Here is a 14,122-nt window from a genome sequence, read left to right as displayed (position 1 = left end):
GCTGAGGACCGGGGTTCCCATCCGCAAGCCCGGCGCTGAACCTCCGTCAGGCCAGCGGGTCGAAGCGCATCCAGCTCTCGTCCATCTGGTTGCGGAACCAGGTCATCTGCCGCTTGGCATATTGTCGGGTCAAAGCCGAGCCCCGCTCGATCACCTCGGCGCGGCTCATGGTGCCAGCCAGCAGGGCGGCAATTTCCGAAACACCGATTGCCCGCATGACCGGCGCATCCGGCGCCGGTTCAAGCGCCAGAAGCGATTGCACCTCGCCGATGGCGCCGGTCTCCAGCATGCTCTCGAAGCGACGGTCGATGCGCGCATGCAGCGCCTTGCGATCCGGCAGCACGACAATCTTCTCCGCCTTGTCCGGATCGACCAGCATCGGTCCGCGCGCGGCCTGGAAATCGGCAATCGAACGACCGGTCGCCGCAAAAACCTCCAGCGCCCGGACGATCCGCTGGCCGTCGCCGGGCATCAGACGTGCGGCCATGGCCGGATCGCAGGCGGCAAGTTCTCCATGCAGCACCGACGCCCCTTCGCCCAGCAGCCGGGCGCGAAGAGTGTCGCGGATATCCGCCGGAATGGCCGGCATTTCGGAGAGGCCACCGGTGAGCGCCTTGAAATAAAGCCCCGTGCCGCCGACAAACACCGGCAGGCGGCCTTCGCGGCGCAGAACCGGCAAAAGGACCTCCACGTCACGCAGCCATTCGCCGGTGGAATAGGCGGTGGTCGCCGGCACATGGCCATAGAGGTGATGGGCAATGCCCTGCATCTCCTCTTCGGCAGGGCGCGCGGTCAGCACCCTCAGCGTGTCGTAGACCTGCATGCTGTCGGCATTGATCACAACGCCGCCATGCCTCGCCGCCAGTTGCAGCGCAAGCGCCGACTTGCCGCTGGCCGTCGGCCCGGTTATCAGGATGGCCTCGCAATTGTCCCGAAGGTTTTTCATCATGGCTTTCGTTGCCACGCTCATTGCCCATCCGTCAAATCCCGTTCTCACAGGAAAACTGGGAGAACAGGCCGCCGAAGCGGTCAAAGCCGCAGGCCTTTACTGGCTGGCGGACGGCGTTGCCTGCGATCTTGCGTTGCGCGACGAGACCGATCCGAAGGCAGCGGAGGCATCGCTTCGCGCCTTTCTCGCCGGCCAGCCGGTGGATGTGGTGGTGCAACCGGCAGAAACGCGCCGCAAGAAGCTTCTGATCGCCGACATGGATTCGACCATGATCGGCCAGGAATGCATTGACGAACTCGCCGATGTGGTAGGCCTGAAAGACAAGGTGGCGACGATCACCGCCCGCGCCATGAATGGCGAGATCGCCTTCGAACCTGCACTGCGCGAACGCGTCGCCCTGCTGAAGGGCCTGCCGATCGGCGTGGTGGACGAGGTGATCGCCAAGCGCATCACGCTGACGTCTGGCGGGCCGCAACTGATTGCCACCATGCGCGCCAAAGGATTTCACACCGCGCTCGTCTCCGGCGGCTTCACGGTGTTCACCAGCCGGATCGCCGCCATGCTCGGCTTCCACGAAAACCGCGCCAACATTCTCCTGGAACAGGATGGCGTGCTGACCGGCGAGGTGGCGGAGCCCATTCTCGGCAAGCAGGCCAAGGTGGACGCGCTGGAAGAGATTGCAGCGACCCTCGGCATCTCCCCGACAGAAGCCATGGCGGTCGGCGATGGTGCCAACGATCTCGGCATGATCAAGCTTGCCGGTGCGGGTGTCGCCCTGCATGCCAAGCCGACGGTGGCCGCCGAGGCGGGCATGCGCATCGACCATGGCGACCTGACGGCGCTTCTCTATATCCAGGGCTACCGCAGAAGCGACTTCGCAACGCCATGAGCGAGCGCGATCCGGTCGTCATTGCCGAAACGCCGCGGCTTCTCCTGCGCAGCTGGCTGGAGCGCGACCGCGATCTGTTCCGCGAAATCAATGCCGATCCGAAGGTGATGGAGTTCTTTCCGTTTCGCCGCAGCCATGCCGAAGCGGACCAGCTGATGGACCGCGTCAACGGCATGATCCGCGACGACGGGTTGGGCTTCTACGCGCTGGAACTGAAGGAGACCGGCGAGGCCATGGGCTTCTGCGGGCTGGCGCCGGCCAACATGCCCGAAATCTTTCCCATCGGAACGATCGAGATCGGCTGGCGTCTGGCAACCCGGTTCTGGGGCAATGGCTACGTGACGGAGGCGGCCGAAGCAACGCTGACGCATGGCTTCGACCAGCACGGCCTGCCGCACATCATCTCCTTTGCGGTGGCCGGCAACGCCCGCTCCATCGCCGTCATGCGCAGGCTCGGCATGCAGCACCGCCCGGATCTCGATTTCGACAGTCCCCGGGTGCCCGACACACATCTGCATCTCAAGCGGCATGTGACCTATCAGCGCCTGTGCCCGGCAGCAGCGGCAGGCGATATGGGGTAAAGCGCCGAGAGCGGGGCACAATGCGCCGCTCTCCAGAACTGCCGGCTTTCGGACCAATCCTACTCCAGCGGCAGCGCCACGAACCGCAACTGGCCGCTCGCGCCAGCAATCATCATGTGTGCATTGCGGCGCCCCTCGCCCTTCAGTTCATCGATGCGATCGCTGACATCGCCGGGAGTCGAGACGAAGTCCTGCGCCACTTCGACAATCACCTCGCCCGCCTTCAGGCCCTTGTCGGCAGCCACCGAACCGGGCTCCACGGAGGTGATGACCACGCCTTCCACGCTCTCGGCAATGCCGAACGTCTTGTGGCGCGCATCGTCCAGAATGGTCAGCGTCATGCCGAGAAGCTCGACCGGATCTTCCGGTTTTACGTCATCCTGGCTGTCGCTTCCCTTGCCCTGGGATCCCTTGCCCTGGGCTCCCTGGTTCGGGCTTCCCTTGTCGGCACTGCCCTTGTCCTCGCCGGCAGCCGGATCCTGGCCGGCATCTTCCGCCGCAGCACTGTCTTCCAGGCGGCCGAGCGTCACCTTGACCGTCTGCTCCTTGCCGTCGCGCAGGACCACCACATCGACCTGCTTGCCGACAGGGCTCTCGGCGACCGCGAGCGGAAGATCCCGCATTTCCTTGACCGGCTTGCCGTCGAAGGAGAGAACAACGTCGCCGGCCTTGATCGTGCCGTCGTCCACAGGACCACCCTTGATGACGCCGGAAACGAGGGCGCCGCGTGCACCACTCAAGCCAAGGCTTTCCGCAACATCATCCGTGACCGGCTGGATGCGCACGCCGAGCCAGCCGCGCCGCGTTTCGCCGAATTCGATCAGTTGCTGCACGATATTCTGGGCGAGTTCCGTCGGAACCGCAAAACCGATGCCGATCGAGCCGCCGCTCGGGGAAATGATCGCGGTGTTGATGCCGATCACCTCGCCGTTCATGTTGAACAACGGACCGCCGGAATTGCCCTTGTTGATGGCCGCATCCGTCTGGATGAAATTGTCGTAGGGGCCGGCATTGATGTTGCGGCCGCGCGCCGAGACGATGCCGATGGTGACGGAACCACCAAGCCCGAACGGGTTGCCGATGGCCATCACCCAGTCACCGATGCGCATCTTCTTGGAATCGCCGAAGCGCACGGATTTCAGCGGCGTCTTCGATTCCACCTTCAGCACGGAAAGATCGGTCTTGGTATCCGTGCCGACCAGCTTGGCTTTCAGCTTGTTGCCGTTCGGGAAGATCACCTCGATATCATCGGCGCCCTCGATCACATGGTTGTTGGTGACCACATAACCGGAGGGATCGATGACGAAGCCGGACCCGAGTGAACTAACCTTGCGGTTGTCCTGCGGCTTGCCCTGGCCATCGAAGAAGTCATCGAACAGGTCCTGGAAGGGAGAGCCCTCGGGCACGACAGGTTTCTGCGGCCCGCTGCCCTGGCCTTTCACGCTCTGCGAGGTGGAGATGTTCACCACGGCATCCAGAAGGCCTTCGGCGAGATCTGCAACGGAGGCCGGCCCGCCCGGCACACGCGCGGACGGCGCCGCCTGCACGGTTGTCTGGGCACGCACCGGCCCCGCAAACGACGTGGCCGACAGCGTCAACGCCATCACGGTCGCCAGGGAATGTCGCAGGGACAATCGAAGGGGGTTCACCATCAGGCATCCTCGGTTGCAAATCGCCATGTGTCACAAAGCATAAGGCGGAAAGAGGGCGGAGGAAATTACCTTTTCGTGAGTCCCCAGAAGATGAACACCCCCTTTGAATCGAGAAGGGGCGGCTTGAAGCCGCCCCTTGCCGGGATCAGTTGGACGGAGCCGCAGCCGGTGCCGTCGGAGCCGCCTGTGCCGGATCGCCGCTCTGCTTGAAGTAGCGGAAGAACTGGCTGTCGGGCGACAGAACCATGGTCGTGTTCTTGTCCGAAAGCGCGCCGACATAAGCACGCATCGAGCGGTAGAACTCGAAGAAGGCAGGATCACGCGTGAAGGCTTCGGCGAAGATGCGGTTGCGCTCGGCATCGCCCTCACCGCGCATGATTTCCGAATCCCGCTGCGCTTCGGACACGATCTCGACGACCTGACGGTCGGCGATGGCGCGGCGACGCTGACCGGCTTCGTTACCGCGGGCGCGAATCAGCTCGGCCTCGGCCAGACGTTCCGCCCGCATGCGCTGATAGGTCTGCTGCGAGACTTCGCGGGTCAGATCCGTGCGGCGGATGCGGACATCGCGGACCACGAGACCGAGCGATTCGGCGGCGTTCTGCAGGTCGGCACGCACTTCCTGCATCATCGAGGAGCGTTCGTCGGAGAGCGCTGCCGAGAAGTTGCGCAGACCGTAGACGCGGCGAAGCGCTGCATCGAGACGGGTGCGCAGGCGCGCTTCCGCCGAATCGCGATCGCCGGAAACGGTCTGGCGGAAGCGGCGGGCATCGGTGATCTGGTAGACCACGAAGGCATCCACTTCATAGAAGGCACCGCCGCGCACCTGCACGCGGATATTGTCGAGATCGAAGCGAAGCGCGCGATCTTCGATGTACTGTACACGGTCGGCATCCATGAAGGCGAAGGGCAGCTTGAAGTAGATGCCCGGCTCGGTCTTCACGTCCTGGATATTACCGAAGCGCAGCACGATGGCCTGCTGGCGCGCACTCACCACGAAGATGGAGGAGTAGGCGAGGAACAACAGGATCGCCACACCGATGATGGTGGCCGGGAGACGGTTCGAAGTCATGGGTTGCCTCCCCGGTTCGCGGCGCCGGCTGCCTGGCTGTTCTGACGCATCATCTCGTTCAGCGGCAGGTAGGGCACGGCACCCTGCTTTTCGTCCAGGATGACCTTGTTGGAATTCTTCAGCACATTCTCCATGGTTTCCAGATAGATGCGGTCACGCGTCACGTCCGGAGCATTGCGATACTCGTTGTAGATCGAAACGAAGCGCTGCGCTTCACCGGTCGCCTCGTTGACGACGCGATCCTTGTAGGCGGAGGCTTCTTCGCGAACCTGGGCTGCCTGACCTCGGGCCTGACCGAGCTGCTGGTTGGCATACTGGTTGGCTTCCTCGACGAAGCGATCCTCGTCCTGCTCGGCGCGCTGGACTTCTTCGAAGGCATCGGCCACTTCGCGCGGCGGCGCGGCATCCTCGATCGGCACCGCATTGATCGCAATACCGGAGCCGTAGGTATCCATCGTACCCTGGATGATGTCGCGCACTTCCGTGGAGATCTGCTCACGGTTGTCGCGGAAGACATCCTGCGCCGGACGACGACCGACGACCTCGCGCATGGCGCTTTCGGCGACCTGCTGGAGGGTCGCGGTCGGCGCCTCCAGATTGAAGAGATAGGTGCGCGGATCGGTGACGGTGAACAGGACCGAGAACTGCACGTTGACGATATTCTGGTCGCCGGACAGCATCAGACCTTCGGAAGAGCTGGCATTGCCACGCCCGCCAATGTTCAACTGCTGCTCTGTCACCTTGACGATCTCGACGGTCTCGATCGGCCAGAAGTGGAAATGCAGGCCCGGACCGGAGATTTCGTCCTTCGGCTTGCCGAAGCGCAGCTCGACGCCACGCTCATCCGGCTGCACGGTGTAGACGGACTGGATGCCGACGAAGGCAAGCACGATCAGCAGAACGATGAGGAAGGCACCGCCGTTGAAGCCGCCGGGAACAATGTTGCGGAGCCTGTCCTGGCTGCGGCGGATGATATCCTCCAGATCCGGCGGACCACCATTGTTGCCACCGCCGCCCCCGCCACGCGGACGATTGGGGCCTTGACCCCATGGCCCCTGATTGTTGCCGCCGCCGCCCCCCCAGGGGCCGCCGCCATTCTGATTGCTCCAGGGCATCAAAACCTCTTTGTTCGTGTCACTCCCACCCCGCCAGCCGCCGCATGGAACACGCAGCAATCGGGTCATGCCCCGTTATAGGTATGCGAAGGGCTGCTTTCAACGCAGGGCAGTCTCACTTCCCGGTGTAAGGTAACGAAATGTTTCAGTTTGCCGCAGGCCGGCGACGATAAGTTGTGAAAAGGGTAGGAAAGCTGTCCTTCTCACCGGCCGGCACCGCGATCTCCTCGACCTTCTCGAAGAGGGCAGGATCGATGGCCGGAAAGAAGGTATCGCCATCGGGAATCTGTGTTTCCACATGGGTGATGTAGAGCCGGTCGGCATCGTCTATCGCCTGGGCATAGATCTCGCCGCCACCGATCACGCAGATTTCCGCGGCACCGGTTTCGACGGCAATCTGCCGGGCCAGCACCAGAGCCTCCGGCAGCGACGCGACCATGCGGCACCCCTCCACCTGCAACGCGGGATTGCGGGTAATCACCACATGCGGGCGCCCCGGCAGCGGTCTGCCGCCAAAACTCTCGAGCGTCTTTCGCCCGAGGATCACCGGTTTGCCGAGCGTCATCGCCTTGAACCGCTTCAGATCCGTCGACAGCTTCCACGGCATGTCGCCATCGCGACCGATGACGTTGTTTTCCGACACCGCGGAAATCAGGACAACGGGAACAGGCGCGTCGTTCATACCGCCACCGGTGCCTTGATGTTGGGATCCGCTTCGTAGCCGACCAGTTCGAAATCCTCGAAGCGGAAACCGAAGATGTCGGTCACGTCGGGATTGATCCTCATGACCGGCAACGCCTTCGGCACGCGCTGCAGAAGGGTTTTCGCCTGCTCGAAATGGTTGGCATAAAGATGCGCGTCACCCAGCGTATGGATGAAGTCGCCGGACTTCAGCCCCGTTACCTGCGCCACCATCATGGTCAGCAGCGCATAGGAGGCGATATTGAAGGGCACGCCGAGGAAGATATCGGCGGAGCGCTGGTAGAGCTGGCAGGACAGTTTCCCGTCCGCCACGTAGAACTGGAAGAGGCAGTGGCAGGGCGGCAGCGCCATCTCGTCCACCTGCGCCGGGTTCCAGGCAGAGACAATGTGGCGGCGTGAATTGGGGTTTTTTTGGATGCCTTCGACAAGGTTTTGGATCTGGTCGACGCTGCCGCCTTCTGGCCGCGGCCAGGAACGCCACTGGTAGCCATAGACGGGTCCCAGTTCGCCCTTGTCGTCTGCCCACTCATCCCAGATGGAAACGCCGTTTTCCTTGAGATAGGCAATGTTGGTATCGCCCTTCAGGAACCACAGAAGCTCGTGAATGATGGAGCGCAGGTGTAGCTTCTTCGTCGTGAGCACCGGAAAGCCCTCCGACAGATCGAAGCGCATCTGGTAACCGAAGACGGAGCGCGTGCCGGTGCCGGTGCGGTCGCCGCGATCGGTGCCGTTCTCCATCACGTGGCGAAGAAGATCGTGATACTGTTTCATGCCCTGTCCTGCCGTCCAGATTCGTCGCGCGCATCATAGGCGGGCGGACCGCCAAGATACAGGGCCGGGCGAACCAATCCCCGCCTTTCGGGCTTGCCGCCCCGCCCGCTTTGCCGCGAATGGGATGAGGCCGCCAGAGGCATCCCGAATCGCAAGGCCGGAGAGACGATCCATGACCACTCCCCTTTCCTTCCGCCAGGTCGACGTGTTCAGCGGCGAGCGGCTGCGCGGCAATGCGCTGGCCGTTGTCCATGACGCAGACGGCCTCTCGGATGCCGACATGGCCGCCTTCGCCCGCTGGACCAATCTCAGCGAGACCACCTTCCTGCTGAAACCGACAAGGGCAGGCGCGGATTACCGGGTGCGCATCTTCACGCCGCGCGAGGAACTGCCCTTTGCCGGCCATCCGACGCTCGGCTCCTGCCATTCCTGGCTGGAGGCCGGCGGCAGGCCCGCCGGCGATCATGTGATACAGGAATGCGGCGCGGGCCTCATCCCTGTGCGGCAAAGCGGCGAGACGCTTGCCTTCCAGGCGCCGCCCATGCTGCGCACCGGCGCCGTGGAGGAGGCAATCCTCGTCCGCATCATGGAGGGTCTCGGCCTGCCGCGGGAGGCAGCGCTGGCGGCGGAATGGGTGGACAACGGGCCGGGCTGGCTGGCGGTGCTGCTCGCCTCGCGTCAGACGGTTCTCTCGGTCACGCCGGATTTCCAGCGTCTCAGGGGCATGCGCGTCGGCATCTTCGCCCGCTGCACGGCCGATGACGCCACCGATGCCGATATCGAGGTGCGCGGCTTTACCGCCGCAGGCTTCGAGGATCCGGTGACCGGCAGCCTGAACGCCGGCCTTGCCTGCTGGCTGACGAGCGCAGGCCTTGCGCCGGCACGCTATGTCGCAGCCCAGGGCACCGCGATCGGCCGGGCCGGCCGCGTTGCGGTCGAACAGGACGGCAATGGCCTGTGGATCGGCGGCTCAGTGGCAACGGTGATCACCGGCACGATGACGCTGTGAACCCGGCCTCACCCCGCAGAAAGGCGCGCCGATGACGTTTGCACGACAGAGGCCTTTTCATCCTCCCCGGAAACTCCTATATGGGGAGTGCCGGGGCTTGCTCCGGCTATGGCAATAAACGGTCGGTGTAATAAACCTATTGGACCCGGGGGCGGTACCCGGCGCCTCCACCAGAAACCGGTCGGTCTTTTCCGTGTGAAAGACCGGCTTCTGATGGGGGCGAAATAGGATCGACAAGGGCGTAAAGATCGAACTTTTGCTCGGCATGATACCGCCGTTATCGGGTCACAAGTGTAGTTGCAAACGACAACAACGCTAAGGAATACGCTCTCGCTGCCTAATGGCGGTGCGGGAATTCCGCTCCAAGTCCTCTAGGTTAGCCCCTTGAGGCGGGGTCCGAAGGCACCTGGCAACAGAAGCCTTCACCTTCCCTTTTCCCTGTTTTTCGCCAAGACCATGCCACAGGCACGTGCGGGACTTCCGCGAGCGGCGGAGGTGCCTTATAACAGGCAATGGCAAATCGCCGGAACAAGACGAAATTGATTGGAAGAAGGCACCGATGGGGCAGGATCACATCCGTTACGACATTCTGGCACAGGACGCCCTGCGCGGCGTCATCCGCAAGGTTTTGACCGAAGTGGCCGCCACCGGCCGGCTGCCGGGTGATCATCATTTCTTCATCACGTTCCTGACCGGCGCGCCGGGTGTTCGCATCTCGCAGCACCTCAAGACAAAGTATGTCGAGCAGATGACCATCGTCCTGCAGCACCAGTTCTGGGACCTGAAGGTGACCGACACCCATTTTGAAGTGGGCCTGTCCTTCTCAGACACGCCGGAGAAGCTGGTCATCCCCTTCAACGCCATTCGCGGCTTCTATGATCCTTCCGTGAATTTCGAGCTGGAATTCGAGGTTCCGCTGGCCGAGGAAGACGAAAGCTCTGCGGAAATCACCGCCTATCCCGTGGAGACTGCGGCCAAGCCGCAGGCCGCGGAAGAACAGGGTGCCGGCGAGGAGAAGAAGCCTGCTTCCGTCGTTTCCCTCGATGCCTTCCGCAAGAAGCAGTAAGCCCCGGGAGGTGCGCCGATGAGTGGGGATGTCGTCAATCTTCGCCAGTTCCGCAAGGCCAAGGCGCGCAGCGAAAAGGACAGGCAGGCGGACCAGAACCGCCTGACCTTCGGTCGCACGAAGGACGAAAAGAAGCTCACCCGGGCGCTGAACGACCAGGCCGCGCGTCGCCTCGACCAGGGACGCCTGGAGCCCAGGGGCGACGACGACAAGGCTGAGTGACCTGCCCTCACATGATCAAACCGCTTTGTTTCCAGACACTTGCATCCATTACCGGAATCAGTTCGAAAACCTCTTGAATCAGGATGTGAGGTGGTCGTGATCCGCAAGCATTCAGCCACGCTGCACGGCCACCGCACCAGCTTTTCGCTGGAAGACGCCTTCTGGGCGGATCTCAAGGCCATCGCGGCCACGCGCCGCATGAGCCTAGCCGGCCTGATTGCCGAAATCGACGATGCCCGCGAACCAGACAGCAATCTCTCCTCGGCGCTGCGTCTCCATGTGCTCTCCTGGATCAAGCAGCATGGGGCGCCGAAAGCCGACGGGTTGACGGGCGAATAGCCTTCCTCCGCCTTGGACGGGTTAAAGGCCAACGCGGCGGCAAGCGTCTCGACCACACCGTCGCGCGCGAGACGTCCTGATCAGTTGCCGGCCGGCGCGTTTGGCATGGCTGTTCCCGGCCGCATCAGTTCACCCAATGGCGGCACCTGCAGCACGGGCGCCTGTTCGCGCTGGAGACGCTCGATCTCCTGACGCTGCCGCTCGGCCTCCGCCTGGCGCCGCTGCTCGTCCTCGCGGCGGGCCTGCTCTTCCTGCTGTGCCTTTTCACGGGCCACGCGACGCTCGTTCTCGCGCGCGGCATAGAGCATCACCTCGCGGCGCAGGCGCTGCTTTTCGAGCACGCTGGCCTGCAGGGTTTCAACGCGTCGCCGTTCCCGCTCGAAGGCTCTTAGCGACAGGAAATTGGTCATGGCCTCGACATCGAGGCTTTCCTCCGGATCGGCCAGATCGCCGGAATAGGACAGCCGGATTGACGGCTGCCCGCCCTCGATGGCGTTCTCGCCTGCGTCGTAGGCGAGTTGCAGTTCGGCACCGAGCAGATGCCGGGGAATGTTGACACGCAGCTCGCCGCCCAGCGAGAGATCACCCGCCCGCGCCATCAGATTCTGCGCCCGCACAAGACCGCCATTGATGGTGAAGGGCACGGAGACGGTCCCGATCTGAACGCTACCGGCATGCACGAGGTCGCGGACGAACGGCAGCACCTTTGCGGCGGTCACCTCGCCCTCGATCGCATCCGCCTTGGGCAACAGTGCCGGGAGAAGATTGCCATTGATCATCGGCAGGGACACGTCACTCAGACGGATCGCCCCGGAACCGCTAACGGCGGACAAGAGATCGCGCGGGCTCCTGGCTGTAGCCTCCGCCGCAAGCTCGCCGCCGAGGCGACCGCGAAGGACCGGTGTGTCGCCCTGCCGCCAGGCAAGGGCCGCGAGATCGGCACCGTCGACGGAGAGGCGCGTCTGGAACAGGCCAACGCCGCCGCTGTTCGACAGCGAGAGCCGGCCGGCCACCCGTCCATTCATCCAGGTCCCGGCCAGATTGTCGATGGCAATGCCGCCGGACTTGGCGGCAAGCCGGCCGGACATTTTCTCCACCGTGCCGAAACCTGGCGTCGTCAGCGCTGCCGCCGTCACATCCGCCGTCACATCCCAGCCGGCAAACAGCGGCGCCGCGAAAGGTTTGGCCGAGACCGCCCCCGTGCCGGCATCGTTCAAGGGCCCGTAGACGGCCTCCGCAAGCCAGGACAGGTCGAGCGTGCCAAGCGACAGCCTGGCGGAGACGGTCGGCACCAGAGCGGCGCGATCCATCAAGACCTCACCCGAAACGGCATTGCCGGCAATCGTGCCGGTGAGGCCGGAGATACCGATCGTCTTCGCGGCCACCGTCATGCTGCCGTTCAGATCGAGCGGCAACCCGACTCCGAACTGCGGCAGGCCGAGCCCTGTCGTCATCAGCGTCGGCTCGATGTCGCTGCTCTGCAGGCCGAGGACAAGCGTGCCCTCGCCGAATGTCTGCGGGGATAGCGCCAGCGTCCCTGCGGCCGTAAAGCGGGTGCGGTCGGTCTGGTAGGAAAGCTTCGTCGTGGCCGGTGCACCATCGACGCTGGAAAGATCGAGCGACAGCGTGGCTCCGGAATCGCCGTCGAAAGGCAGGATGTCGAGGCCCGCCTGCCCGAGCAGCGTGGACGCCTCAGGATTGCTGGCCGTGACCGCCACGCGCAGTTCCGTCGGCGCCGTCAGATCGAACAGATTCGGCAGCGCCACATCCCCATCCACCTTGCTGCCATTGGAAGTGCCCGTTACCCGCGCTGCAAGACCATTGCCGAGGGTGACGCTCGCCTGAAGGCTGGTATCGGCATAGAAGCCGGCATTCGCGGCCAGCCGGTCGAGCAGCGGATGACGCGGCAATTGCTGACGCAGCATGGCGATGAAGGCTTGCGGGTCTGCCGCGTTGAAACTCAGTGACCCGCTGCCGGAATAGGCGAGGAAGGAGCCCTCTGCCTTGCCGCGCGCCGAGATCCTCGCCCCGGCCAGATCACCGATCGTCAGCCGTTCCAGCGAAACCGAACCGGCCCCGAGCGCGAAGGTGGTTTCCACCTTGTTGGCGGCGATGCCGAGCATCGTCAGCCGATCCGCCTTCAGATGCGCGGCCAACCGGTGATCGAGGACCATCTGACCGGCATCCTCGTCGGTCAGGAGCGAACCCAGCGCGCGCAGCGCATCGAGGTCAATCTCGTTACCGGACAGATCCATGCTGAAATCGGGCATGCGGTCGGCATGCGACTGGCGCTCGACGCGGCCCTTCAGCAGGGCCGGCCCGACAGCCAGTTCCAGCGATTCAAAGCGCTGCAGTTCCGGCGTGAGATTGACGCGCGCCGAAAAGCCGGCGCTCTTCAGCTGGCGTATGGCGGGATCGACCTGTCCCTTCAGCCAGTCGGCAAGCCCCGAGGGCTGGGTCGAGGCGAGCAGCATGGTGCCGACGAAGGAGGGACCATCCTGCAGCTTCAGCAGCCCCTGGGCCTCCACCTGGGTGCGGCCCGGCAGAACGGCGACCGCATTGTCCACATTCCAGCCATTGCCGGCCGGGCGCAGGTTCAGTTCGACCTCACGGATCGTCGTGCCGCCGGCCACAATCGCCGGAAGGCGGATCGTGGCGCGTCCCGGCACCGGCGGCACAGGAATGCGCGCCGCCATCTCCACCAGCGCATTCAGCCGGCGCTGCGCCGAAGCATGCGGATCGCGCGCCGTCTTGCCCTTGACGGCGTCGCTGGTGAGACGGTTCACATCCACCTGCTGTCCTTCGGCCGTCAGCAGAAATTCCGGCTTGTCGCCGGTATCGAGGGTTGCCTCACCGGTGACAACATAGGGATTATCGAGCGCGCCCGCCTCCAGCCGGTATTGGGGAATGCGGATACGGTCGTTGGTCAGTTCGAACTTGCCCTTGGTGCGCGGCGGCGGTGGCGGCTTGACGCCCGGGGCAACGACCGGGCTTACAGGCTGCTCGACGAAGGCGAGATTGAAGTCACCCTTGTAGGCCGGACGGTCATCCGCAACAGATAAGGCGCCGTCCATCTGCACCTCGACCGGCTGCACATCCGGCCAGAGCTTCAGCCGCAGCGGCACGACATGCGCATTCGTGTCCGCCTCGGCGCTGGAAAGCGAAAACTTCGCCTCGTAGCCATCGAGGGTGGCATTGCCTTCGGCCCGCCAGGGGCCCGCCAGCGAATGCGCCGACATTTCCGCGGTCAAACCGGTCAGCCGGCGCGTGCGACCGCTGGCCTCATCGATGAACTCCACCTCGCCACCGATGACATGGACATCCTCCAGCACCACGTTGCGGGCAGGGATTTCGGCGCGGCTGCCGCGCATCCAGTCCAGGCGACCGTCCTTCAACAGGCGAATGCGCGCCTTTGGCCGATCAATGCGCATGTCGAAGATACGCGCCTCGCCGGAGAGGAAGGGAGCAAGTTCCATATCCATGGAAAACTGCGCCACCTGCACCAGCGGCGTGCCGTCCACGTCCTGCCCGACGCGCACATCATGCAGCGTGACGGAGGGAAAGGGCAGGATGCGCGCATCGACGGCACCATGCACCGTGACCTTCTTGCCCAGTATACGGCTGGCCTGGTCCTCGAAGTCACGCCGGAAATTGGACCAGTCCACGAAGAACGGCGCCAGCAAGGCCGTGAACAGGGCGACAACCACGAGGCCGCCGATCAAGAGCATGATCCGTCCAAGCACCTAGTCATTCTC

At 63.9% G+C, this 14,122-nt stretch carries 13 protein-coding genes and 1 other RNA gene; 7 read left to right on the top strand and 7 right to left on the bottom strand.

The window, feature by feature from the left end; all coding sequences use genetic code 11:
- Positions 1–46 precede the first annotated feature (46 nt).
- On the bottom strand, positions 47–949 hold the full coding sequence (gene miaA / locus F3H95_RS13035) for a tRNA (adenosine(37)-N6)-dimethylallyltransferase MiaA (protein WP_149746321.1): 903 nt from the start codon (positions 947–949) through the stop codon (positions 47–49).
- On the opposite strand from miaA, the gene serB reads away from it, so the two are divergent.
- Both serB and F3H95_RS13025 read left to right on the top strand, forming a co-directional pair.
- The gene (gene serB, locus F3H95_RS13030; RefSeq protein ID WP_149746320.1) at positions 948–1,838 is read left to right on the top strand and encodes a phosphoserine phosphatase SerB; all 891 of its coding nucleotides are present in this window, start codon (positions 948–950) and stop codon (positions 1,836–1,838) included. The two genes, miaA and serB, sit on opposite strands and share 2 nt — an antisense overlap.
- Positions 1,835–2,419 carry a GNAT family N-acetyltransferase gene (locus F3H95_RS13025; RefSeq protein ID WP_149746319.1) on the top strand — a complete coding sequence of 195 codons (585 nt, stop codon included), beginning with the start codon at positions 1,835–1,837 and terminating at the stop codon, positions 2,417–2,419. The genes serB and F3H95_RS13025 overlap by 4 nt, the downstream gene beginning before the upstream one ends.
- A gap of 59 nt (positions 2,420–2,478) precedes the next feature.
- Here the strand turns inward: F3H95_RS13025 and F3H95_RS13020 are convergent, their stop codons facing one another.
- From F3H95_RS13020 to F3H95_RS13000, 5 genes are all read right to left on the bottom strand, one after another.
- Positions 2,479–4,071 carry a Do family serine endopeptidase gene (locus F3H95_RS13020; RefSeq protein ID WP_149746318.1) on the bottom strand — a complete coding sequence of 531 codons (1,593 nt, stop codon included), beginning with the start codon at positions 4,069–4,071 and terminating at the stop codon, positions 2,479–2,481.
- 145 nt (positions 4,072–4,216) lie between these two features.
- Complete coding sequence (locus tag F3H95_RS13015; RefSeq protein WP_149746317.1) at positions 4,217–5,143, bottom strand: protease modulator HflC; 927 nt, start codon at positions 5,141–5,143, stop codon at positions 4,217–4,219.
- Positions 5,140–6,258, bottom strand: coding sequence for an FtsH protease activity modulator HflK (hflK, locus tag F3H95_RS13010; RefSeq protein WP_143126063.1), 1,119 nt, complete (start codon positions 6,256–6,258; stop codon positions 5,140–5,142). The genes F3H95_RS13015 and hflK overlap by 4 nt, the downstream gene beginning before the upstream one ends.
- Before the next feature lie 145 nt (positions 6,259–6,403).
- A complete protein-coding gene (locus F3H95_RS13005) occupies positions 6,404–6,940 on the bottom strand; it encodes a dihydrofolate reductase (RefSeq protein ID WP_149746316.1) in 537 nt (178 codons plus the stop codon).
- A complete protein-coding gene (locus F3H95_RS13000; RefSeq protein WP_149746315.1) occupies positions 6,937–7,731 on the bottom strand; it encodes a thymidylate synthase in 795 nt (264 codons plus the stop codon). The genes F3H95_RS13005 and F3H95_RS13000 overlap by 4 nt, the downstream gene beginning before the upstream one ends.
- A gap of 172 nt (positions 7,732–7,903) precedes the next feature.
- Between F3H95_RS13000 and F3H95_RS12995 the strand changes: the two genes are divergently transcribed.
- The 5 genes from F3H95_RS12995 to F3H95_RS12975 all read left to right on the top strand — a co-directional run bounded on the left by F3H95_RS12995 (position 7,904) and on the right by F3H95_RS12975 (position 10,367).
- The gene (locus F3H95_RS12995; protein WP_149746314.1) at positions 7,904–8,740 is read left to right on the top strand and encodes a PhzF family phenazine biosynthesis protein; all 837 of its coding nucleotides are present in this window, start codon (positions 7,904–7,906) and stop codon (positions 8,738–8,740) included.
- A 50-nt stretch (positions 8,741–8,790) separates the two neighbouring features.
- Positions 8,791–9,167, top strand: a transfer-messenger RNA (tmRNA) gene (ssrA, locus tag F3H95_RS12990).
- Between the two features lie 132 nt (positions 9,168–9,299).
- The gene (locus F3H95_RS12985; RefSeq protein WP_143126067.1) at positions 9,300–9,806 is read left to right on the top strand and encodes an SspB family protein; all 507 of its coding nucleotides are present in this window, start codon (positions 9,300–9,302) and stop codon (positions 9,804–9,806) included.
- 18 nt (positions 9,807–9,824) lie between these two features.
- Positions 9,825–10,028, top strand: coding sequence for a DUF4169 family protein (locus F3H95_RS12980; protein ID WP_143126068.1), 204 nt, complete (start codon positions 9,825–9,827; stop codon positions 10,026–10,028).
- A 96-nt stretch (positions 10,029–10,124) separates the two neighbouring features.
- Positions 10,125–10,367: a ribbon-helix-helix domain-containing protein gene (locus F3H95_RS12975; protein WP_143126069.1), complete on the top strand. Its 243-nt coding sequence runs from the start codon at positions 10,125–10,127 to the stop codon at positions 10,365–10,367.
- A gap of 80 nt (positions 10,368–10,447) precedes the next feature.
- Here F3H95_RS12975 and F3H95_RS12970 read toward each other — a convergent pair whose 3' ends face one another.
- Positions 10,448–14,110: an AsmA family protein gene (locus F3H95_RS12970; RefSeq protein ID WP_149746313.1), complete on the bottom strand. Its 3,663-nt coding sequence runs from the start codon at positions 14,108–14,110 to the stop codon at positions 10,448–10,450.
- Positions 14,111–14,122 lie beyond the last annotated feature (12 nt).

The sequence above is a fragment of the Rhizobium sp. RU35A genome (genome assembly GCF_900156005.1).
GTDB lineage: Bacteria > Pseudomonadota > Alphaproteobacteria > Rhizobiales > Rhizobiaceae > Neorhizobium > Neorhizobium straminoryzae.
The sequence above is the reverse complement of the archived record's forward strand: the minus strand, read 5'-3'. Positions and strand labels throughout refer to the sequence as shown.

Excerpts from the sequence above, each read along its gene's own strand:
- serB (WP_149746320.1), top strand. The coding sequence starts at position 948 with ATGGCTTTCGTTGCCACGCTCATTGCCCATCCGTCAAATCCCGTTCTC.
- miaA (WP_149746321.1), bottom strand. The coding sequence starts at position 949 with ATGATGAAAAACCTTCGGGACAATTGCGAGGCCATCCTGATAACCGGG.
- F3H95_RS13025 (WP_149746319.1), top strand. The coding sequence starts at position 1,835 with ATGAGCGAGCGCGATCCGGTCGTCATTGCCGAAACGCCGCGGCTTCTC.
- F3H95_RS13020 (WP_149746318.1), bottom strand. The coding sequence starts at position 4,071 with ATGGTGAACCCCCTTCGATTGTCCCTGCGACATTCCCTGGCGACCGTG.
- F3H95_RS13015 (WP_149746317.1), bottom strand. The coding sequence starts at position 5,143 with ATGACTTCGAACCGTCTCCCGGCCACCATCATCGGTGTGGCGATCCTG.
- hflK (WP_143126063.1), bottom strand. The coding sequence starts at position 6,258 with ATGCCCTGGAGCAATCAGAATGGCGGCGGCCCCTGGGGGGGCGGCGGC.
- F3H95_RS13005 (WP_149746316.1), bottom strand. The coding sequence starts at position 6,940 with ATGAACGACGCGCCTGTTCCCGTTGTCCTGATTTCCGCGGTGTCGGAA.
- F3H95_RS13000 (WP_149746315.1), bottom strand. The coding sequence starts at position 7,731 with ATGAAACAGTATCACGATCTTCTTCGCCACGTGATGGAGAACGGCACC.
- F3H95_RS12995 (WP_149746314.1), top strand. The coding sequence starts at position 7,904 with ATGACCACTCCCCTTTCCTTCCGCCAGGTCGACGTGTTCAGCGGCGAG.
- F3H95_RS12985 (WP_143126067.1), top strand. The coding sequence starts at position 9,300 with ATGGGGCAGGATCACATCCGTTACGACATTCTGGCACAGGACGCCCTG.
- F3H95_RS12980 (WP_143126068.1), top strand. The coding sequence starts at position 9,825 with ATGAGTGGGGATGTCGTCAATCTTCGCCAGTTCCGCAAGGCCAAGGCG.